This window comes from Butyrivibrio sp. INlla18 (genome assembly GCF_900103635.1).
Lineage (GTDB): Bacteria > Bacillota > Clostridia > Lachnospirales > Lachnospiraceae > Butyrivibrio.
Genome location: NZ_FMXK01000019.1, coordinates 26277 through 47983, shown reverse-complemented (window position 1 = coordinate 47983; position 21707 = coordinate 26277). Strand labels below are relative to the sequence as shown.

Here is a 21707-nt window from a genome sequence, read left to right as displayed (position 1 = left end):
CAAAATCAGTAGTCAACCTTCATTAAACAAAGGCCTTCTGGTGGTGCTGTTGGTCCTGCTTTCTGCCTGTCACAGGCTTCTAAGATGCCCTTAATATCTGAAACAGGAATATTGCCATAGCCAACTTCAAGAAGTGTCCCTGTCAGTATCCTGACCATGTTCTGCAAAAAGCCGTTTCCATGGAAATAGAATCTGATATAGTTACCACTCTCTTCGATATTTATGGAATCAACGCATCTTACAGTCGACTTCTTCATCTTCTTGTTGCCGCAAAAACTCTTAAAGTCATGAGTTCCGATGAGCTGAAGGGCTGCCTCACGCATCTTGTCTACATCAGGCTTTTCTTCTAGAACAAGAACATATTTCCTGTCAAACACAGGCTTGGAAGAACCATACCAGCATGTATATCGGTAGGTTTTGCCAAGGGCATTATATCTGGCATGGAACCTTTCTGAACAGGCTCTGACCTCATTAATACTGATATCTTCAGGAAGGTATTTGTTCATATAGCTTTGAATCTCTTCTTCCGACATGTCAGTATTTAGCACAACACTGGCAACCTGTCCTCTTGCATGAACACCTGCGTCTGTTCTTCCAGAAGCGTTAAGATTTACAGGATCATCTTCTGTGGCTCCAGTCATCTTAGTGAGCACACTCTCGATTTTTCCCTGAATAGTCATATCTTTATTAGGTTGACGCTCCCAGCCATAGAATCTGGTTCCGTCATAACTTATCTGCAATTTGTAATTTCGTTTCATGGATTTCCTTTCGAGAACATCGTAATGACGCTAGCTATATATATAACATATTTAACGGCATTAGGGTAGACAAATATTTATTCTGATGATAAACTATGACACGTTGTTCAAAAGTAATAACGTCAGTTCGAAACCTTCCTGACGCTAAACAAAACTAAAGGAGATATTATGCGTAATACAAAGGTTATTTTCATCACTCAGGCTGCAGTAATAGCAGCTCTTTATGTCGTATTGACATTACTTGCAAACTCACTTGGACTTGCAAACTATGCTATTCAGGTGCGTTTCTCAGAGGCACTTACTGTCCTGCCTTATTTCACACCAGCAGCTATCCCAGGACTTTTCCTTGGCTGCATCATCAGTAACACACTTACTGGATGCATGCTTTTAGATACTGTATTTGGTTCGCTTGCTACTTTGATCGGAGCACTTGTTACTTACCTTATTGCTCACGGACTTAAAAAGCCATCCGATGTAGGTTTCTACAAAGGAAACCGTGCCATCAAATGGCTCACTACTATTCCACCTATCGTAGCAAATATGATCGTTGTTCCTCAGGTTCTCATTCATGTATATGAATTCCCAGGAACACTTCTTTATTTCACTCTTACAGTTGGAGCTGGAGAAGTTTTCTCATGCTTTGTACTTGGAATGATCCTTCTCTTTGCTTTAGAGCCTAGAAAATACGCTATTTTCAGACAGACATTATAATCATTTATCCAAGGGCCACGTCAAGGGCCATCATAACTGTAAATCCAAGGGCGAACATGATAACTCCAATGTTAGAATGTTCGCCTTCTGACATTTCTGGAATAAGTTCCTCAACAACCACATACATCATAGCTCCAGCAGCAAAGCTCAGGAAATATGGCATATATGGCACAAGGAGCGGCGCTGCAACTATTGTTAAAAGAGCTCCAACAGGCTCAACTGCACCTGATAACATGCCATATAAAAAAGCCTTTCCTTTGCTGGCGCCTTCTGCTCTAAGTGGCATTGAGATAATAGCGCCTTCAGGGAAGTTCTGAATTGCTATACCAATAGCAAGGGCAAGAGCTCCACCTGCTGTGATCTCAGCTTTACCCGTGATAAATCCTGCATATACAACGCCAACTGCCATTCCCTCTGGAATATTGTGAAGTGTAACTGCAAGGACCATCATTGTGAGCCTTTTAAATTTGCTGTGAACACCTTCAGCCTTCTCAGCATGCATATGAAGGTGAGGGATCAGGCAATCAAGGCACAAGAGAAATAGTATACCTATCCAGAAACCTATAAAGGATGGAAGAAAGGCAAGTCTTCCCATGTGGGAACTCTCTTCCATTGCAGGAATAATAAGGCTCCAGATAGAAGCTGCCACCATGACACCACTTGCAAAGCCAGTAAGGGCTCTTTCAAGCTGCTTATCCATCTCTTTTTTCATAAAGAACACGCCGGAAGCTCCAAGCGTTGTGCCTAGGAAAGGAATAAGTAATCCCTGTAAAACTGTCATATTCATAATTCATTCACCTCTTTTTCAAATGTCTTTTAACAGATTTAACAAGCAATCCGCGATGACATCACAAACAGCCAATTTATACTCCAACCTGCTTTCTTTAGGTGCAACTTCAAAGCGCTTTATGTATATGTCTTTTGCAGTACTGATAGCAAAAAATACTGTTCCGGGAACGCTGTCATTATTGGCAGGATCTACGTTTCCCATAGTTCCTGTAACTCCTATGGCTATATCAGCATCATAGGCCTTTCGTGCCTCTTTTGCCATGGAGGCTGCAGTTTCCTCAGAATATACGCCGTATTTATCTATTGTCTCTTTTGGAACGCCTTGCTTTATCTTGGCTTCGTTACTATATGTAACAAAGGCTCCCTTTATAATGGCAGAGGATCCTTCTGTGTCAGTAAGTAGGGAAGCTATCTGACCGGAAGTACAGCTTTCCATAGTAGTGATAGTCAGCCCTCTCTCAATCAGCTTAAGGGTTATCTGATTGTATTTTTCTCTAACATTCATACACCTCTCCCCATATAAGTAAACTAAATTTCGAATTTCGGTTCCCACTCCAATCATATTATAGTAAAATTATATTATGAATAAAACAGTTTTAGGAGGGGGCAAAATGGAAGCATTAAGTGGTAATTCTTTTTATTTTGATTTCGAAGTACGACTTATGGAGTTCTTGCAAAATGCTCTTGGAGAAAAACTCATTTCCTTCATATCCTTTTTCTCAGCCTTTGGCGAAGAACTTCTCATGATCATGATCCTTGGCTTTGTGTACTGGTGTTATGACAAAAAGTACGGAACCTATGTTGGCACCAACGTCATGATCGGTATAGTTTTAAATCCTATGATCAAAAATATCTTTTGGAGACGCAGACCATATTTTGATAACCCTGGGATCAAATGCCTAAGACCAGTTGATACTGAATCTGATATCTATGATATCGCAGGTCAGGGCTTTTCTTTCCCAAGTGGACATTCCACAAACTCAGTAACTTCCTACGGTTCTCTTGCAAGATACAAAAAGAACAAGGTCATTCATGTTCTGGCATATGTCCTACCTCTTCTTGTAGGCTTTTCAAGAATAGTTGTAGGTGTTCACTATCCAACTGACGTCCTCTGCGGATGGCTCCTTGGTCTTGCCATCATTTTCATAGTTCCAAAGATCATCAAAAAAGCTGGTGAAAAGAACAGATGGATCGTATTCCTTTTCATTTTCCTTTTCTGCAGCATCGGACTTTTGTATTGTAAAACCTCTGATTACTATGCTGGCCTCGGTCTCCTAGGAGGATTCTTTGTTGCCGTAGAATACGAAAATAAATTCGTAAAGTTTGAAGAAACAAGAAATCCATTCCTTTGCATCACAAGAGTATTTGGCGGCGGACTAATCTATATTGTTCTTAACAGCCTTTTAAAGCTACCATTTAACCCTGACTTCCTCACCTCAGGTACTTTCCTTGCAGGAATGGTAAGGCTTGTCAGGTATGGTATCGTTACATTTGTATGTGTTGGTGCTTATCCTTATCTTTTTAGATTTGAAAAGAAATTATTTAAGTAAGCCAGCCATTACAAATACAAGTGGTGAATTCCAGTAGATAGTGATCTCATTAAGTGAATAGCAGTCAATGTGATCAAGGTAACATTTCATAGGTGCTGAGCCAGTTGGAACTTCTTTGGCTCTCTCATCCTGAAGGCCAACGTTAGGGCCACCAGAAACAAGACCTGGCCAAGGCTCTTCAATATCATCTACTGCTGTAGGACGAAGGTGAGGGTTCCTAAAGGCTTTCTCACCATTTCCAGTTACATAACTAACATCCATGCTGTTGCAGCCAAGAAGGTAGTCAATACCTGCTGTAACAGCATTTTTATATTCATCTTTTGAAGCAATCTCTGTATCAGTAACAGTAAGGATCATGAGGTACTTAAGTAGCTCCATGTTACTGCCCCAGATAAAGTCCTTAGCTTCCATGCAAAGGCCAAAGCCATTCTTTTTGCCATTTGCTACGAGCCTGTCAGCTTCGCCTACAAATCTCTTTTTGATCTCATCTGTAAGGGCATTATCTTCATTCTTTAAAAGAACTGATAATGAGCCAAGACCTGCTACCTCTGCCCAGCCAAGGCATGTAAATACATCGCCCTGATAGCCCTTGGATGTAGCATTCTTGTCAAAGGCTTCAAGCCTTTCCTTCTGAGTAAGTGCGTCTTCGTAATAATCTTTTTCACCAGTCACTTCATAAAGAGAAGCAGCTGCCCAGAATCTATTTGAGATATCCTCTGCTTCGCCGTATTCACCAGTGTTTGAGCCTTCAGCGTTCTTAAAGAGCATTTCTCCTGGGTTTTCTTTTAACCATTTATAAGCTCTTTTGGCATCTGCTAAAAGAGTATCTGCATAAGCCTTGTCGTAGTCCTTGTAGATACTGCTAGCAAGGGCAAATACAGCTGCTATATCAGCTGTAGCCATGGATGAAACAGGGAATAAGAAAAGCTCGCCCTTGTCATCTTCTGGCATTAAAAATGGTGCATGACAAAATGTAGTTACTTTGTGCCAAACTGAGCCGTTTTCCCTTTGCATCTTCTTAAGGAAATCAAGCTCTACCTTAACTTCTGCAAGGATGTCAGGAAGTATGCCGTTATCACACTTAACTTCTGGAATATCAAACTTAACATCTAAAAGGTTCTTGTAAAATCTAACACCGTAAAGGATGTGAGCTACAGCCACAGCACCTGCAGTTGAATATCTGCCGTAGTCACCAGCATCATGCCAACCGCCTGTTACATCAACAGGCTCTACATCCTCGCCGTAAACTGTTGCCTTGGTCATATGGCATGGCTTGTGATAATAGTCACCAGCATATTCCTTGGTAAGGGCATCGCCGCAGCGAAGGAAATAAAAACATTTGCAGATATCCTTCATAAGCTTGTCGTAAACTTTATCACCAATAGAGAATGTCACAGACTCAGCATTTTCTGAAAAGAGCTTGTAGGTGCCATCTGTGTTAAAGTCACTAAAATCTGCTACTGATACGTCTTCTCCAGAGATCTCATCTGTGCCAAAGTGCTGAACCTTGCCTGAATAGACACTCTCGCCTTTATCGTTTTTGATCTGAAAGTCAGAAGCCTCAAAGTCAAGAACTGCCTTCTTTGCTGAATTCTTAGTAAATCCCACCTGATTAAGTAATACTTTTGCCATACCATTTCCCTCCAACTTTTGTCTCGTGTCTTTTATCTTAAGTCCTAGTAAATATCATACCATAGGGTCTGTAACAACTGCATCTATAAGCTCTGTCATCATTTCTTTTGGATAGAACTTATTGCCTGATATATCAGCCTTTGGAACATCATACTGAACATGTAAAAGATGCTGCTTGGTCTTTTCTATATCTTCTGCCCTTAGGTAGTCTTCAAAGTCTACAGGTTTTGACTGCTCTAGAAGGCTCATTATCTCTTTAGTATTTTCGCTGTTTTGATGAAGCCACTGATCAAGGAGTCTTGCCTCCGGATAGTAGTTTTCTCTGAACTCTTCAATTGTCATTGGAGGAATGTACTTCTTTTGAAGTGCTCTCCACACCAGAACATCATTGCAGTAGTCTGTCCAGCAGTGCACACAGATTCCTAGTAAAAAAGCTCTTTTCACAGGATCAGGTTCATTTATGGCGAATTTATCACGAAACTCTGCAATATTACTCTTCCATCTGTCGTAGTCATCAGTATCACTCCAGGTTCCGCAGCCTTCAAAGAGATGAGTATGGATCTTCTCTTCTACAAGGTAAGGATCTCTAAAATGCACCGAGTCTGGGGCTACTGAGCCCAAAATAAACTGCTCTTTGCCTTCAGTAATTCCGAGTTTGTCTATTAGCCTATAGGCTATTTCCATGTGTACCATCTGAAGTGCCATGTTACTGTTCTCCTATGTATTCAAAGCTTATTCCGTCATCCTGTGACACATATAATCCTGATGGATGTTTATCTAGCTCCTCGTTGTAATAATCTCCTGACCATGGGCTTTGACCAGCGAGTAGATACAGCTTTCCGTCCTCTTTCCATACTTTCTCTGGTATTACAAAAGGATTATAGATTGTTCCATCTGAAAGCTTTATCTGGGCTGATGGGTAGTTTATTATTGTAAAGGTCTTGCCTCTATCATCAGTTCTATAAAGCATTCCCTCGTCACCACCGCTATAGGTAAGGCAGGCAAATCCCAGATCTGAATCATCAATAAACTCTATCCACGCAGCCTGTCCGCCTGATCCGCGATATGGATCTGCATTAACAAGTGTGTATGTTTCACCGCCATCTGTAGTCTTGACCAGCATGTAATAGCTACTGCCTGCTGCCCTGTCAATTGGCATCATACAATAAATGGTGCCATCTTTTGCCTTATAAGTGCAATCTGGTTCACTATCAAATGTAAGAATCTCGTCTTCTGTAGGCTCTTCAACATACTGCATAGAACCATACTCATCATAATTCTGGTTATAATCTGCTGTTGATAGTCTCTCATCAATAAATGTATAAAGAGCTTCATAAAGGGTGTTTCTGTCATAATCAGCGCTAACGTAGGAAACCAGCGGGAATTCCTCTGTGAGTGATGGCATCTCCACTTTGAACACCTGATATAGCCATGGTGCTTCATTGTATGGAACTTCTTCCAAGCACTCCTCTATCCAATCGCAGATGTTTTCGCAATAGTAAGATAGATCCTGATATCCATTTTCTTCAATGGTAGGAATCTTAGTATATCCAAGCTTGTTGATTGCACAAGACTTCTTTTCCCATGTAGCTAGTCTCTGAAACTTCTCTGGATATGTAGTGTCTGTTATGTATACATATTTCCTAAGCTTCATGTAGTCCCTTAGATATGGAACTCCAAATACCATGAATAAACCAAATAAAACTATAGATAATGCAAGTATTATCTTGCCCCAAGGTGTCTTTTTCATAAGCCTTTTAGTCCTTAAATCCTCTCTCGTCCTCGATTACCGGAATCGACTTAACATCCATGCGCTCGATATTGACGTAAGTTCCTTGCTCGATCATTTGGAACACTTTATCTATCTGCTCTTCTGTTCCTTGAATCTCCATAGACACTGAACCGTCGGGGTTATTACGTACCCAGCCTGTTGCACCAACAAGTTCTGCGGCGTGGACTGTTCTGTACCGGAAGCCAACTCCTTGAACGAATCCATATACAGTTATGGCTTTTCGGATTATCTTTTCATCATAGTCTGACATACTATTCCTCTTTTAAATTCTCACAACCTTTATATCATCATATCTCTCATAGCCTTCATGCTCCATAGTAGTCTCAAGTTTGCCATCAGCATACTTAAAGCTATACATATTGTACTCCCCATCAAGATACTTATAGTCTTCGCCGTTATCCTGATAGTGTGTGCCATAAGCAGTATCGCCAGCTATAAGGAGCTCCAAAGTGTCATATTTCTTTTCCCCAACGTACTGAACAGGCGCATACATAGGAGTGATGCTGCCTTCTCTGATATACATTGGCAGAACATCTAATGGCGCATCGGCTATGATGTACTGACCGCCTGAGATTCTCTCTTTTGTCCAGTAATCTACCCAGGTTCCTTCTGGAAGGTAAACCATTCTCTTGGTGGCCCCCTGCTCTACTACAGGAGCTACAAGGATATTGTCGCCTACAAGAAATTCATCATTAAGTTCATAGGTGTTAGGATCGTTCTCATAGCTATAGACAAGTGGTCTCATAACTGGCGCGCCCGTCTCCTGACTAATTCTGAGAAGATCATAGATATATGGTAAAAATCTATAGTGAAGCTCTACGTATTTTCTGTAGATATCAACTGTCTTGTTGCCAAACTCCCATGGTTCCTGCATGATCTGGCCCTTAGCACAGTGGTTTCTAAAGAAGGTGCAGAAAGCTGCTGCCTCTATCCATCTTGATAAAAGCTCAGGATTAGAATCTCCGCCAAAACCGCCAATATCAGTTCCTGCAATCGTAAAGCCGCTCATACCAAGGTTACATAGCTGTGGAATCAACATTCTAAGGTGTGACCACACGCTTTGGTTATCACCGGTCCAAACTGCAGAATATTTCTGAGTTCCTGCATAGCAAGCTCTGGTTATGACGAGAGGTCTTTTGCCAGTTATCTTCTTCATACCTTCAAAAGTAGCCTTGCTCATGAAGTGGCCATAAACGTTGTGGACCTCGCTGTGGTCAGTAAGTCTGTCTCCAATGTGGAACTGCACATCAAGTGGAAGTGGGCCTCTAAAGCTTGCTGGCTCGTTCATGTCGTTCCAAATACCCTGCATTCCCATGTTTGCAAGGCGCTTGTGATTTTCTCCCCACCAGTCACGTACTTCTTTTCTTCCAAAGTCTGGATATACTGCGTCTCCAGGCCATACTTCGTTGACGTAAATTTCGCCATCAGTGTCTTTTGCAAAAAAGTCTTTTTCTACACCCTCATCGTAGCAAAAATATCCTTCATCCTTCTTTACGCCAGGATCTATGATGCAAACAGCCTTAAATCCGTCCTTTGACAGTTCTTTTATCAGCTCGCCCTTAGGCTCGTAATTCTCTTCATCCCATGTGAAGACTCTGTAGCCCTCCATGTAATCAATGTCGTACTGAACGCTCTCGCATGGAATCTTGTTCTCACGCATCTTGTGGGCAATCCTGCGGATATCCTCTGCGCTCTCATATCCCCATCTGCACTGATGATAACCAAGAGTCCAAAGCTGTGGCATAGGTGCTCTTCCTGTGAGATAAGAGTACTCCTCTACGATGTCAGGAAGCTTGTCACCGATCATGAAGTAGAAATCAAGATTGCCGTTGTCTGCGCCGTAGTAGTAATAGTCGCTACTTTCCTTAGAAAAGTCCATGTAGCTGTGGAAGGTGTTGTCAAAGAAAAGACCAAAAGGCTGACCAGATCTCTTTTTAACCATCACATAAGGTATGGACTTGTACAGAGCAGGCATGTTCTCGTGATGGAGCTGTGGAATGTCTGAGTTCCAGTTCTCGTACTTGTAGCCGTTCTTGTTAAGAAATCCTGTCTTGTCGCCCATTCCGTAAAAGTACTCGTCTCCAAATCTCTTGAACAAAACCTGAACCTTGTAGTCCTTGTTTTCATCTGCAACGTCGTGTCCTTCTGCCTCAAGGAGCTTTTTGGACTTTTCGGAAAGAGTCTGCCTAAGCTTTCTCTCGCCGCTGTATGTTGTCAGAAGTTCTATTCCATTCTTGTCAATAAATGTAAATGTAAAGTTATCCCCAATTTCAAGCTTTAAACTGCTTGTAGTTAGGCAGACTTTTCCACTTTTGAATTCAAAATTAAAGTCTGTATCCACACTTTTGTCTTTTTCTATGGCGATAGACTCATAGTCCTCTTTCCAGCATGGATTCAAAACTCTTACAATATTCTCTGTTATGACTTCAAGATAGATCTTGCTCTTTTCAAAGGTAAGTTCAACTCGGTTGTTGTTTTTCTTGGTGTTTTGTAATTTTCCTATATTCATATTTTCCTCCAAAATGAGCCATAGGGACGGGGTTGGTGGCTCATTTTATTTCATTAAGCATATATTCTGCGTAGCTCTTAGCTAGTTCAAAGTCGTAGTTTTCTTTGCTATTCTCTGCATACTCACTCAGCGCAGATTTAACCAGTGTATGATACTCTGTGGGAACATTATCCAAAGCCCACTCTCCGCCTTCCTTCTTGGAAAGGATCAGTTCTTCTTTCTTATAAGCTAGTACCCTGGCTAGATTGAGCGTGATGTACATGGTGTTATCCACAATATCTTCCTCAGCTTCTGCTATATCGTCCCATATTGAAGCCATATAATCGGCTTTTGGAACTTCAGCAAAAACTTCCTCAATTGGAAGTCCCCAAAGGCACTTACCTCTTTTAGTTATTATTGTAAAATGTGCCGCAATATCTGTGTCTTCGCCCTTCATCTTCTGAATGTAATCCTCTGGATTATCATTGTACCAGCCAAGATGTGCTACTGAGAAGTGTAGTTCAAATGGCGTTGGATATACAAAAGGTTTGCAAATAGCTTTTGTAACAATGCTCATTTCAATACCCTTTGCTGAAGCCATCTTATTAAGCTCCACTACCATATCCATAAAACTGCGCTTAGTACCATCAGTCATTGGCTCATTTACTACAACTATCAGGTCTAGGTCGCTTTTTTCTGGATTAAAGCAACCCATAACGGCTGAACCGTGCAGGTAAATACCTGTCAGATTATCTTTTAATATTTCTTGGGATTTTATTATGAATTCTTGTAATAGTCTTTCCATGCTAGTATTCTCCCCATTTTCAACAAAATAAAAAGACATGCGCTTCATTACGAAACACATGTCTATATCTTACCATAGTCAAGCCTTTGAGGCACTTCTCAATTGCAGATGGCTAAACCAAACGGTTCATCCCTTCTAAAATGATAAAGAAAAAGAACGAGCAAGCCGCATACTGTAACATGATCCGCGGTAAAAACCCGTTCCCAAAGAATCTATTCTTATTCAGCAGCATCTATCAGAATCTTGACATTATCCGCTGTATAAACACATAGCTGTGTTTTATAAAAAACATTTGGATGGGCGGCGTATCCATCATATCAGGTTCCACTAAGGGAGTGCAGGGTGCCTTTCCTGCTCGTCAAATGTTCTTATGCCTGAAGTATATCATCGATATTTTTGCATAGTCAAGTAATTTTAATACCTCTGTCGATTATCTCACAGGCAAAGCAGATGATATGTCACCGGACTATATTCTTATTAACAAAAAAGAAAACCCTTACCTTTTCGACTTAGTTCAAAATGTCTATAACTCTGACTACGATACTTTAAAACGTTTAATGGCATACTGCACCAAGATAAAAAGTTCTTCTGCTAATAATTCGGTTTAAATACGTAAAAACAGCCATCTGCAATTGCAGATGGCTGGATAATATTCAATACAAACCACCTATTATGCCACAGGTGGTTTCCATGGTTTTGGCGTTAAAAGAGTTGTTTTGCCTATATCCGGAAGAACATCATAAATAGAACATCCCATCTTACTTTCGAAATACTCTTTTATCGAAAAAGCCTCTTCCCATCCCTTAATATATCCTTCCATGATTCCATATCTTCTTGTCACATCAACAAACCTTTTTTCCAAAATCACAAAGCCATAATCAACAGCAAGTGAATCACATATCTGAATAAGCCTATCATAGTCATCAACATGACAGTTCAAAATATATGTCTTGATTGCTTTTTCATGTTCAATACTGGGATCATAATTAAATTCATCCTGCATAAGTAAATAAAAATGTGTCATACATACCCTTGCAACTTCATCCCACCCTTTTTCCATACAATACTTATATCCTTCAAAAATTAGTATTATGCGCTGCTCCAAATATTACAAGCTCCACAACAAAAAATGCAGCGCTCCATATCGTTGCGCTGCATTCTCCCTACAGTTTTTCACAAGGAAGTTCTGCTCTCGTACTTCGTACGAGCCAGAACAACAGTATGCTGTAAACTCAATCTGCGCTTTCAGCTTGATTTCGTTAACAGACATACTGTTTCAATCGACCTAGTAAATGGGAACATATCGACCGGTATTGCCTTCTCAACCTTAAATCCTTTCTTGGTCATGATACCAAGATCTCTTGCAAGAGAGTCTGGACTACAGGAGATATATACTACCTTCTTTGGTCCAAGGATCTTGAGAGATTCGATAAACTCTGGTGTAGAGCCTGATCTTGGAGGATCCATAAATACGAGATCTACCTTATCGCCTGACTCAGCCATCTGCTGCATGAATCTTGTGGCATCATTCTCATAGAAGGTAATGTTTTTTACTTCATTTATCTTGGCGTTGAGTTTGGCATCCTTAACGGCATCCTTGTTGAGCTCAACAGAAATAACCTCTTTTACATGGGGACTTGCGATGATACCGATGGTACCAACACCGCTATAGCAGTCAAGAGCTACTTCATCTCCCTTTAAATCTGCCATCTCAATTGCTGTATTGTAGAGAATCTCAGTCTGTATAGGGTTTACCTGATAAAAAGACTTAGGACTGATCTTGAACTTCATGCCGCAGCAGATATCATAGATAAAACCTGGTCCATACATAGGCTTTTCTCTATCTCCAAGAACCATGCTGGTCTGCTTGTCATTGATATTCTGAACAATCGTTGTGATCTCAGGATGCTCTTTTCTAAGAGCCTTAACAAAATTGTTCTTGGATGGGAAAATAGGTGAAACTGTAACCAGAACAACCATGATCTCCCCTGTATGCTTACCAATTCTGATAAGAACATGGCGAAGGAGTCCAAAGCCATTGTCTTCATCGTAGGTCTTGATCTTGAAGGACTTGAGCATACCTCTGATAGAAGCAATGATGGCATCTGCCTTCTGATCTTCTAAAAGACATGAATTAATAGGCACTACTTCATGTGTGCCCTCTCTGTATATTCCTGATAAAGGATTGCCCTTCTTGTCATGGGTAAATACTGCATGAACCTTGCATCTGTAATGCTCTGGTTCTTCCATTCCTACAAATGAAGCAACTCTTGTATATGGTTCAAGAAGCTCCTGAACATGAGCATGCTTCTGACGAAGTTGCTTGTCATAAGGAGTATCGATCATCTGGCAAGCGCCGCACTTCTTAAAGTAAGGACAGCGGCTCTTCTTAATATCAGCAGCTGTTTCCTGCTTCTTTACATATCTTGAGTTACCCTTTGTACCTGCTTTAGATACAAACTTATTTTCTTTCTTAGGTCCTTTCTTCACATCCTTCTTTGGACCGTAATTTCTTTTCTCTGCCATAATTCCTACCTCAAATAAAACGCAAAAATAGGGGATTTATTTAAATCCCCTAGTGAAATCTTACTTCTTTTCTTCCTCGTAATCATCAGTGCTGTTCTCGAACTTAAGTGAAGGCATCTCCATGTCTTCATTTTCCTTGATTACTGAATCGCTTCTCTTGCGGATGCGCTCAGTCTTGACCTCTTCACCGTAGTCCTTAAACTTGATACCTTCGATTCCCTGAGCAAGTGCCTTGGCTCTTGCAAGCTCACCCTTGTTGATCTTGAAGGTGCATACGATCTTGCTACCGCTTCTATCAAATAATCTCTGCAAAAAAGATCTGTCCTGCCACTCAATAAAGTATGAAATACGATGAGCAAGGAAACGCTCTTCTAATTGCTTTTTGCTCTCAACACTGTATACTCTGCAAAAAGGAACCTCATTATTAAAAACCTGACTATTCTGGATAATTGATGACATAAAAACCTCACAAAACTTTTTTTCCAGCAGAAAAACCTGCTTCAATAATAAATTATAGCGTAGTAATAAAATTCTTTCAATGTGTTAAACGTTACCATTCACAGTTGTAAAAGAAACGCAGATGATAATAATATCACCTGCGCACTGATTCAACAATATTAAATATTTACCTTTGAGATGATACTGGATTTTTCGCCATTTACTTCTCTGACTACAACGTTGATCTTGCCTGTAGCAAGTCTTCTGATGTAGACTACAAGCTGGCCGTCAAGTGTCTTGCGGTAATTGGCTGTATAAGGTGTAAGATCCGAAAGATCTCCGTTATCGATTCCAGCAAGCTCTCCGGCACCAGTAACCTGAACCATGATGTCCTTGTCTTCCATACCTTCAGGAACTTTTACGATCACCTGGAAAAGATATCCAATCTCCTTGTGATTTTCGATAAATTCATCCTTTAAGTTCATATCAAGGCACATTTCTGGCTTCCAGAGTTCTACCTTAACTTCATCGATCTTCTTATTCTTTAACTTAGTTCCACCCCAAAGCTCAGCTCTTTCATTGAACTCTGCCTTAGGAAAACCTGCTGTTGTGATAAATCCTGAAGATGCTCCTCTTACAGGCCATCCAAGCGCTTCACCAAGATAATCTATTCCGGTCCAAAGGAACTGTCCGCAGATATAATCATTATTCTTTACAGCATTCCAAGCTTCCAAGCTATGGCTATTCTCACTTCCAAGGAAAGTTTTTTTAGGGAAGCGCTTGTGGTCCTGCTCATAAAGGTGCTCTTTGTAGTTGTAACCTACAACATCAAGCTCATCGATAAATCCAATCTTGGTTGAAAGCTCAGGGAAAGCAGCTGCCACAGTAACTGGTCTTGTGCTGTCTTCATCCTTGACTATATTTGCAAGCTCTTTAACAAGGACAGCAAGTCTCTCCATATTTGGCTTGTTAGGATCGTACTGCCTCTCCTTGGCTGGCTTGTTATTGTCATTATTGCCTGTCATCTCAGTAAACATTGGATGGCAATAAGGATCATTTGGATAATCTATCTCGTTACCTACGCTGTAGATGATAACAGAAGGATGATTTCTGTCTCTTCTGACCATTGTACGAAGGTCGATCTCATGCCACATTGGGAAATCTTCGTAGTAGCCCTGATGCTTTGGTGGGTAAACATTGTGTCCTGTTGACCACTTATTCTTTGGATTCTCCCACTCATCAAAGGCTTCATCCATCATCATAAAGCCCATCTCATCGCACAGGTCATAGAGCTCTGGCATATGAGGATTGTGGCTACATCTGATAGCATTACAACCTGACTTTTTGAGAAGCTCAAGTCTCCTTCTCCATACCTCTTTTTTCATGGCAGCACCAAGGCATCCGCCGTCATGATGTACGCACACGCCCTTGAATTTAGTGCTCTTCTCATTGAGAAAGAACCCCTTATTTGGATCAAAAGAGAAGGTGCGAACGCCGACTTTTCTGGTATCAACAAGATAGCTCTTGCCATCAACAGAAAGTCTGGTCTCTAATGTATAAAGATATGGTGAATCAGGAGACCATAACTTTGGTGAATTAAGATTGCCCTCCAAAGTTACTGTCTCTGTGCTTCCCTCAAGAGCATTTAATTCTCCCTGCATAACAAGGACATTTTTGCCATTGTTATCAAGAAGGGTGCTCTGAGAAATGATCTTTGTCTTCTTTTTCTTGCCTGCTCCAGGAATTCCGCAGAAGATCTCATTTTTCACCATTACTTTGGCAACATTCTTTTTGCCCTGTTTCTCAACAGCTTTGCAGGAAAAGAAAATGCCATTATTAACAGGTGCAACCTTCTCGGACACAACAAGTGATACCTTTCTGGTAATTCCACTTCCTGTAAACCATCTGGAGTCTGCTATATCTGTGTGGATAACCTTGACACTAATCTCAGTAAGCTCATCGCCAAAACTTGCCTGCTGAGAAATGTCATAGGATATCTCTGAATAGCCGTAAGGTCTTTTGCCCATGTAATAGCTGTTGACCCACACCATGCTATTCTTGTAAATTCCATCAAAAACAAGAGTAAGTCTCTTGTCACGGTACTCTTCTGGAATACGTACAAATAGTCTATACCAGGCTATTCCCCCGCGCAGGTATCCCGTACCACTGGAGTATTCCTTAGAAAATGGTGCTGACACTGAAAAGTCATGAGGAATAGTAACATCCTCCCAACTGCTATCATCATAGCCCTTGTACCAAGCATCCTCGCATTCCCCATAGTGGAATTTCCAGTTATTAGTGAGTGTAATTCGTTTAGTATCCATGTTCCCTCATAAAAGTAATTTTTTATGGAATACGTCAGCAAGTGCTCTCAGCCTATATCATGAGTATCTTTTAATTCGATAGTGTCACGAACCTTACCATCTGTCTCAAATACGATGATCTCGTTTGTACCCTCTTTGAGAAGTGGTCCAGGGATGTAAAGTCTCTTCTGAGGTCCGATTTCCCAGAATCTACCAAGATTAAAGCCGTTAATGAAGATCACACCCTTGCCCCATCCTTCAAAATCAAGGAAAGTATCACATTTTTCATCTGCTTCAAATGTGAATTTGTAGAAGGCAGGAGTATTCTCTTTGTATTCCTTCGCGAAATCTATTTTATCAGTATTGTCAAGTGGCAGTGTATAGATGTCCCAATCGTTATGAATGTGGCCGTTGATCTGCACACATCTGCCAATGCCCTTTCTCTGAGTCTCCATTCTAGGTCCGAAGTTAACTCTTCCCATATTCTCAACGAGAACGTCAAACTTCTCATTAAGTCCAGCAAAAGAGCCTGTGGAAAGACCTGCTTCACCTATAGCTTCTGCAGCGTTTTCAGGAGTTACGCCCTTTTCCATCATGAACTTACCTGCAAGATTACGTGCTGGCTCACTGCATGCAAGGTATTTTTCCATAGGAATCTTGTGTTCTTCCTCAAGCTCACGATCGTAGAGTGTGATAAGTGGATTCTCATCCACAAATACATTTGCTCTATCTGCTGTCTCCCAAAGACGAAGTTTGGCAATTCCAGCTTCCGAATGAAGTCTGCTTCTATAAAGGATATATCCATAGCTCTGGTCAAGCTCTTCCATGTTAACTGTATATGGAAGATGTACAGGAGTGCTAAGATCATCGATCACTGAGAATAAGCTTACTTTGTCTGTGCATGATAGCTTACCGTAGCTCTTTCTCTTGATCTGTGTACTGAACTTAACCTCAGGTATAGGAGCATACTTAGAGATAACCTCTTTGTATTTTAGATACTTTTCAGTGATCTGTCCATCCTCTGTGAGAATACCGTCATAGTCGTAGCTTGTAACGTCTGGAGTAAGCTCATTGTAATAGTTTGAACCATTAGTGAACCCGAAATTTGTGCCGCCCTGGAACATATAAATGCTAACATTTCCAAGTTCAAGCATCTTATCAAGGTCTTCTGTACTCTGTACAAGATTACCCTTCATATGTCCGCCATTGCCCCAGTGATCAAACCAGCCAACCCAGAACTCAGCACACATAAGTGGTCCGCCATTTGCGTAATCCTTGATAACATCAAATCTCTCTTCTGTCTTGGAGCCGAAGTTTCCTGTTGGATGTACGTCTCCTACAGAACCGCCACGGAAGCTCTCATGATATGGGCCGTCTGAAGAAATAAGAGGCACAGTTACACCATTTTTCTTCATAAGGTCTCTCATGAACTTCATGTATTCATGGTCATTTGCATAGTAGCCATATTCATTTTCAACCTGCATGAGGATGATGTTTCCGCCGTTATCTACCTGATACTTGGTAAGCTTTGGCATGAGAACGTTGTAATACTCTTCCACTGCGTCAAGGAATGGCTTGTAGCTTACACGAAGTCTCATATTTCTGTCTTTTAAGAGCCATGCTGGAAGTCCACCAAACTCCCACTCTGCGCAGATGTATGGAGATGGTCTGATGATGATATAAAGTCCAAGCTCTGTAGCTGTCTGAATGAACTTCTCAACATCAAGCATTCCGTCAAATACGAACGTTCCTCTCTTTGGCTCGCAGAGATTCCATGGAATATAAGTCTCTACTGTGTTGCAGCCAAGAGCCTTTAATTTCTCAAGTCTGTCTACCCAATATTCAGGCACTGTTCTGAAGTAGTGAAAAGAGCCTGAGATTACCTTAAATGGCTTGCCATCTAAATAAAAAGTGTCTTTGATTTCAAATCTGCTCATAATAGATTTCCCCTTTATATATCCTCTTTAATACTTTGTCCTTAGCTAATTGCTCCAATAGGACACTGAAACAAATAGGTAAAGACAAAATATATGTAAACTAAAATTGCCTTTAAAGTTTCCTATTTATTAATAAAGGGAATACTGCTCCAATTGAAACAGTATTCCCTTTTTACCTTTTTATTTTCCTTTTTAAGGAAGTTCTGATCTCGCTACGCTCGCCAGGTGATTACTTATAAAGTGCATCAAACTGTGCCTGAAGAGCTGCAGTTACATCATCAATACCAGCCTTCTTAAGAGCGTCCTGATATTCAGCAACGATCTCTTCTGCTGTTCCTGTGTACTTACCGAATGCGATCTGCTTCATGTAAGTTGTGTGGATATCATTGATGTTATCAATCTTTGACTGAATGTCATCTACATCAGGAACGAACTGTCCATATGGATAGTCGATCTTAATCTTGTCATACTCTGAATAGAGCTTCTCGATAGCATCCCAGTTAAGAGATGCATCCTTAACTTCGAGATCATCGTTACGTCCCCACCAGTAGTTAACTGAGATTCCGTCTGTAGCTGAGTTGTATCCGTCTGGAGTCTTTCTCATGCCATCTTCTGTGATCTCGTATGATACGCCTTCAACACCATAGTTGAAAAGTCTGTAGCACTCTGGATCATTTCTGATAAGGTCATAAACCATAAGTGCTCTCTCAGGGTTCTTAGAAGCTGCTGATACAGCCATAGCACCGTGTGTGATTGAAAGAGCTACAAGGTTCTGAGACTCTTCACCAAAGTAGAAGAAACCTGTCTCTGCATTAGGATCATCATAGATTGTGTAACCATCTTTGTGTGAGCAAAGATCTGTCCAAGTCTGTGTGTGGTGCTGCTCAGCTGCTACACGACCGATCTTGAAGTCTTCTCTGTTATCTGAAGTTGTGTTGTTAAGTACGTCTGTCTTCCAAACGCCGATCTCATCCCACTCCTTCATCATCTTAGCAAACTCAACAAGTGAATCTGTATCTGTTACATATGGTGAATATACTGTGTAAAGGTCATCCTTTGTACCACCCCACATAGCGCCACTGTTGATACCATCGATAGGTACATAGTTAGAGTGAGATGTGATCCATCCACCAACCATTGTAGCGTACTGTGTTCCGTCTGAATCCCAAGGAATAACGTCTGGATATGTCTCTTTTACATACTTGAAGTATGTTGTAAGATCTTCCCAGCTCTTTACACCGTCTGCAAGACCAGCTTCTTTAGCCCAGTCAAGACGATAAGCGAAACCATGGTTAGTCCACTGTGCATAGTTATCTTCTGGCATAAGGTAGATGTTGCCGTTGTATTTGCACAGATCCCAGTGCTCAGGTGAAACTGATTCCCATGTCTTAGGAGCATATGTCTTAAGCATATCCTCTGAAAGCTCAAGGAAAGCACCATTCTTTGCATTTGGCCATGCATCAAGCCAGTCAGAAGCTGTACCAACAAGGTCTACAGTTCCGTCCATACGTGCAAGTGTAAGGTTGTAGTTTGAAAGATAATCTGTCCAGTCGATGTAGTAAACTTCGAGCTCAGCGTTAACCTTCTCTGTAAGGATCTTGTTAAGCTGCTCAAGCATTGCATCTGTCTGGTTTCCCTCTGGAGCACCACCAGTTGTCATGTATGTGATAACTACATGCTCTGATGTGTCGATGTCAGCTGCTGATGCATCTGCTGTTGTTGCAGTACCATCTGTTGCTGTCTGATTTCCTGCTGTCTCATTACCTGTGTTAGATGAGCCGCAAGCTGCGATTCCCATTACCATGCTTACGCTAAGTAATGCTGCTAATAACTTTTTCTTCATTTCTTTCCTCCTTTAGTAAGAAAATATCTGAACTCACATTGTGAGTTACATACATTATATAGTTCTTTTTGTGCCGATTAGCCTTTTACAGCTCCGACAGTAATACCACCAATAAAATATTTCTGAACGAATGGGTAAAGGAATACGATAGGACCTGTAGCCATTACCGCTGTAGCCATCTTAAGTGACTCTGTAGGAACATCTGTAAGTGTGATGTACTGTCCTGCAATTGAGTTCTTAAGCGCCTGTGTTTCATTTACTACCTTGTAAAGCTGGAACTGAAGAGGCTTAACTGCAACTCTTGAGCTAAGGAAAAGTGATGACTGATACCACTCATTCCAGTAACCAAGTGCAAGGAAAAGACCTATTGTAGCAAGTGCAGGCTTAAGCATTGGAAGGATGAGCTTTACAAAGATCGTAAGGTCTCCAGCTCCATCAATCTTACCTGACTCTGTAATCTCATGAGGAATAGCCTTAACGAAGTTCTTCATGAGAATGATAAGCCATGGTGACATAAGAAGTGGGAAAAATACTGCTAAATAACTGTCATTAAGCTTATATGTCTGCGTCATCAGAAGGTAATATGGTGCAAGACCTGCTGAGAACAGTGATGTAAAGTAAATATAGAAGGAAATTACATTTCTGAGAGGAAAGTCCTTTCTCTGAAGTGCATAACCTGTCATTGCGATAATAAGAAGTCCGCATACTGTACCGCAAAGTGTAAGAGTAATTGTAAGACCATATGACTTCCAGATCATACCTCCTCTTACAACCATCTCATAAGCTTTAAGTGTGAATTCCTTAGGAATAAGCTTAACACCTTCAGCTCTGATAACTGTTTCACTAGTAAAAGATGTACCAATAATGATTAGGAAAGGGAATACGCAAGCAAGTGCGTACAAGGTGATCAGTACATATCCTATAGTTCTAATGATAATATCTGATGCTCCAAGTTTAACTTTTACACCAGTCATTTCTATTTGTTCATTCTTTTTAGACATTTCTTCTGACCTCCTCCTTTCTTAGAATAATGAATAATCTGGGTCGATCTTCTTAACAATGAAGTTAACACCCATAACCATTACAAATCCGATAATGGACTGATAAAGACCAACTGCTGATGCTGTAGAGAAGTTGAAGTCTGTAATAGTTGCTCTGTATACGAATGTCTCAATAATATCTGTTGTTGGATAAAGAAGTGAGTTAGTTCCAATAATATTGTAGAACAGACCGAAGTTACCTTTAACGATTCCACCAAGAGCAAACAAAAGAAGAATTACGATTGTTGGCTTAAGTCCTGGAAGAATGATGTATCTGATCTTCTGGAAAGCATTAGCTCCATCAACTTTAGCAGCCTCAATGATCTCTGCATCAATACCGCAGATAGCTGCAAAGTAAACAACTGAGTTATAACCTGTCTGCTGCCATAAGTGAACAATAACAAGGATCACTGGCCAAACAGAAGCATCTGAGTATGGACCCCACTTTTCTCTTCCAAGTGATGTAAGGATCTCATTTACAAAACCGTAGTCATAGTTTAACAGGTTATAAACAAGAATTCCTACAAGAACCTGTGAAATGAAATATGGAAGGAACATCATTGTCTGTGATACTTTTTTGAAGAGCTTGCCCTGCATCTCGTTAAGAAGAATAGCTACGAAGATAGCAAGGAAGTTACCCAAGATAATAAATGCGATATTATAAAGGATAGTATTCTTGGTAAGTTCAAATAATTTACCAGACTCAGCAAGGAATCTGAAATTGTCGATTCCGACAAACTTACTTCCGAAGATACCGTCACGATAGTTATACTTTACAAATGCCACCCAAATACCTGGCATTGGCATATAACTAAATAAAAAGAAGAATACTACCGCAGGTAAGCACATAAGTTCAAGTACTCTGTATCTCCAGAGTGTCTCCCAAACTGTACGCTTTTTTCCTGTAGTAGAGGGTGTTTTGTTACTTTTACTCATAATTTCCTCCTACTTGCTATCAGTTGTGTAGTAAACACAGTCCCCATATTGTGCATTATTACTTTTTGCAACCGATTTCATATTATTATTTAATCACAATTGACGAGGCATAGTCAATTGGATTTTTGAAACCGATTGCAAATTTGTCATTATGCAACA

At 40.7% G+C, this 21707-nt stretch carries 19 protein-coding genes; 2 read left to right on the top strand and 17 right to left on the bottom strand.

Annotated features, from left to right (window positions below; translation table 11 throughout):
- Nucleotides 1–5: 5 nt before the first annotated feature.
- Complete coding sequence (truA, locus tag BLS24_RS13090) at nucleotides 6–758, bottom strand: tRNA pseudouridine(38-40) synthase TruA (RefSeq protein WP_091760006.1); 753 nt, start codon at nucleotides 756–758, stop codon at nucleotides 6–8.
- 168 nt (nucleotides 759–926) lie between these two features.
- On the opposite strand from truA, the gene BLS24_RS13085 reads away from it, so the two are divergent.
- Complete coding sequence (locus tag BLS24_RS13085; protein WP_091760003.1) at nucleotides 927–1469, top strand: QueT transporter family protein; 543 nt, start codon at nucleotides 927–929, stop codon at nucleotides 1467–1469.
- A 4-nt stretch (nucleotides 1470–1473) separates the two neighbouring features.
- On the opposite strand, the gene BLS24_RS13080 is transcribed toward BLS24_RS13085, so the two are convergent.
- Both BLS24_RS13080 and BLS24_RS13075 read right to left on the bottom strand, forming a co-directional pair.
- Complete coding sequence (locus BLS24_RS13080) at nucleotides 1474–2256, bottom strand: ZIP family metal transporter (RefSeq protein WP_091760000.1); 783 nt, start codon at nucleotides 2254–2256, stop codon at nucleotides 1474–1476.
- An 18-nt stretch (nucleotides 2257–2274) separates the two neighbouring features.
- Nucleotides 2275–2763: a CinA family protein gene (locus BLS24_RS13075; RefSeq protein ID WP_091759997.1), complete on the bottom strand. Its 489-nt coding sequence runs from the start codon at nucleotides 2761–2763 to the stop codon at nucleotides 2275–2277.
- A gap of 106 nt (nucleotides 2764–2869) precedes the next feature.
- Between BLS24_RS13075 and BLS24_RS13070 the strand changes: the two genes are divergently transcribed.
- On the top strand, nucleotides 2870–3808 hold the full coding sequence (locus BLS24_RS13070) for a phosphatase PAP2 family protein (protein WP_176764438.1): 939 nt from the start codon (nucleotides 2870–2872) through the stop codon (nucleotides 3806–3808).
- Here the strand turns inward: BLS24_RS13070 and BLS24_RS13065 are convergent.
- From BLS24_RS13065 to BLS24_RS13000, 14 genes are all read right to left on the bottom strand, one after another.
- Entirely contained in the window at nucleotides 3797–5440 is a 1644-nt protein-coding gene (locus BLS24_RS13065; protein ID WP_091759991.1) for a glycoside hydrolase family 9 protein, read from the bottom strand. The two genes, BLS24_RS13070 and BLS24_RS13065, sit on opposite strands and share 12 nt — an antisense overlap.
- 54 nt (nucleotides 5441–5494) lie before the next feature.
- Nucleotides 5495–6145, bottom strand: a complete 651-nt coding sequence (locus BLS24_RS13060) for a zinc dependent phospholipase C family protein (RefSeq protein ID WP_091759988.1) — start codon at nucleotides 6143–6145, stop codon at nucleotides 5495–5497.
- A 1-nt stretch (nucleotide 6146) separates the two neighbouring features.
- Complete coding sequence (locus tag BLS24_RS13055; RefSeq protein ID WP_091759985.1) at nucleotides 6147–7190, bottom strand: WD40/YVTN/BNR-like repeat-containing protein; 1044 nt, start codon at nucleotides 7188–7190, stop codon at nucleotides 6147–6149.
- Nucleotides 7191–7197: 7 nt separating this feature from the next.
- Nucleotides 7198–7482: an acylphosphatase gene (locus BLS24_RS13050; RefSeq protein WP_091759983.1), complete on the bottom strand. Its 285-nt coding sequence runs from the start codon at nucleotides 7480–7482 to the stop codon at nucleotides 7198–7200.
- A 12-nt stretch (nucleotides 7483–7494) separates the two neighbouring features.
- The gene (locus BLS24_RS13045) at nucleotides 7495–9741 is read right to left on the bottom strand and encodes a glycoside hydrolase family 31 protein (RefSeq protein ID WP_091759980.1); all 2247 of its coding nucleotides are present in this window, start codon (nucleotides 9739–9741) and stop codon (nucleotides 7495–7497) included.
- A 40-nt stretch (nucleotides 9742–9781) separates the two neighbouring features.
- Entirely contained in the window at nucleotides 9782–10525 is a 744-nt protein-coding gene (locus tag BLS24_RS13040; RefSeq protein ID WP_242872303.1) for an aminoglycoside adenylyltransferase domain-containing protein, read from the bottom strand.
- A 670-nt stretch (nucleotides 10526–11195) separates the two neighbouring features.
- Nucleotides 11196–11585: a hypothetical protein gene (locus tag BLS24_RS13035; RefSeq protein WP_242872302.1), complete on the bottom strand. Its 390-nt coding sequence runs from the start codon at nucleotides 11583–11585 to the stop codon at nucleotides 11196–11198.
- Nucleotides 11586–11770: 185 nt separating this feature from the next.
- Nucleotides 11771–13051: a 23S rRNA (uracil(1939)-C(5))-methyltransferase RlmD gene (gene rlmD / locus BLS24_RS13030; protein WP_091759975.1), complete on the bottom strand. Its 1281-nt coding sequence runs from the start codon at nucleotides 13049–13051 to the stop codon at nucleotides 11771–11773.
- A 60-nt stretch (nucleotides 13052–13111) separates the two neighbouring features.
- The gene (locus BLS24_RS13025; protein ID WP_091759972.1) at nucleotides 13112–13510 is read right to left on the bottom strand and encodes a hypothetical protein; all 399 of its coding nucleotides are present in this window, start codon (nucleotides 13508–13510) and stop codon (nucleotides 13112–13114) included.
- A 158-nt stretch (nucleotides 13511–13668) separates the two neighbouring features.
- A complete protein-coding gene (locus BLS24_RS13020; protein ID WP_091759969.1) occupies nucleotides 13669–15813 on the bottom strand; it encodes a glycoside hydrolase family 2 TIM barrel-domain containing protein in 2145 nt (714 codons plus the stop codon).
- A 47-nt stretch (nucleotides 15814–15860) separates the two neighbouring features.
- A complete protein-coding gene (locus tag BLS24_RS13015; protein WP_091759966.1) occupies nucleotides 15861–17729 on the bottom strand; it encodes a glycoside hydrolase family 35 protein in 1869 nt (622 codons plus the stop codon).
- Between the two features lie 229 nt (nucleotides 17730–17958).
- Nucleotides 17959–19572, bottom strand: a complete 1614-nt coding sequence (locus tag BLS24_RS13010) for an ABC transporter substrate-binding protein (RefSeq protein WP_091759963.1) — start codon at nucleotides 19570–19572, stop codon at nucleotides 17959–17961.
- A gap of 77 nt (nucleotides 19573–19649) precedes the next feature.
- Nucleotides 19650–20573, bottom strand: a complete 924-nt coding sequence (locus BLS24_RS13005) for a carbohydrate ABC transporter permease (protein WP_091759960.1) — start codon at nucleotides 20571–20573, stop codon at nucleotides 19650–19652.
- A gap of 21 nt (nucleotides 20574–20594) precedes the next feature.
- Nucleotides 20595–21548: an ABC transporter permease gene (locus BLS24_RS13000; protein ID WP_091759958.1), complete on the bottom strand. Its 954-nt coding sequence runs from the start codon at nucleotides 21546–21548 to the stop codon at nucleotides 20595–20597.
- Nucleotides 21549–21707 lie beyond the last annotated feature (159 nt).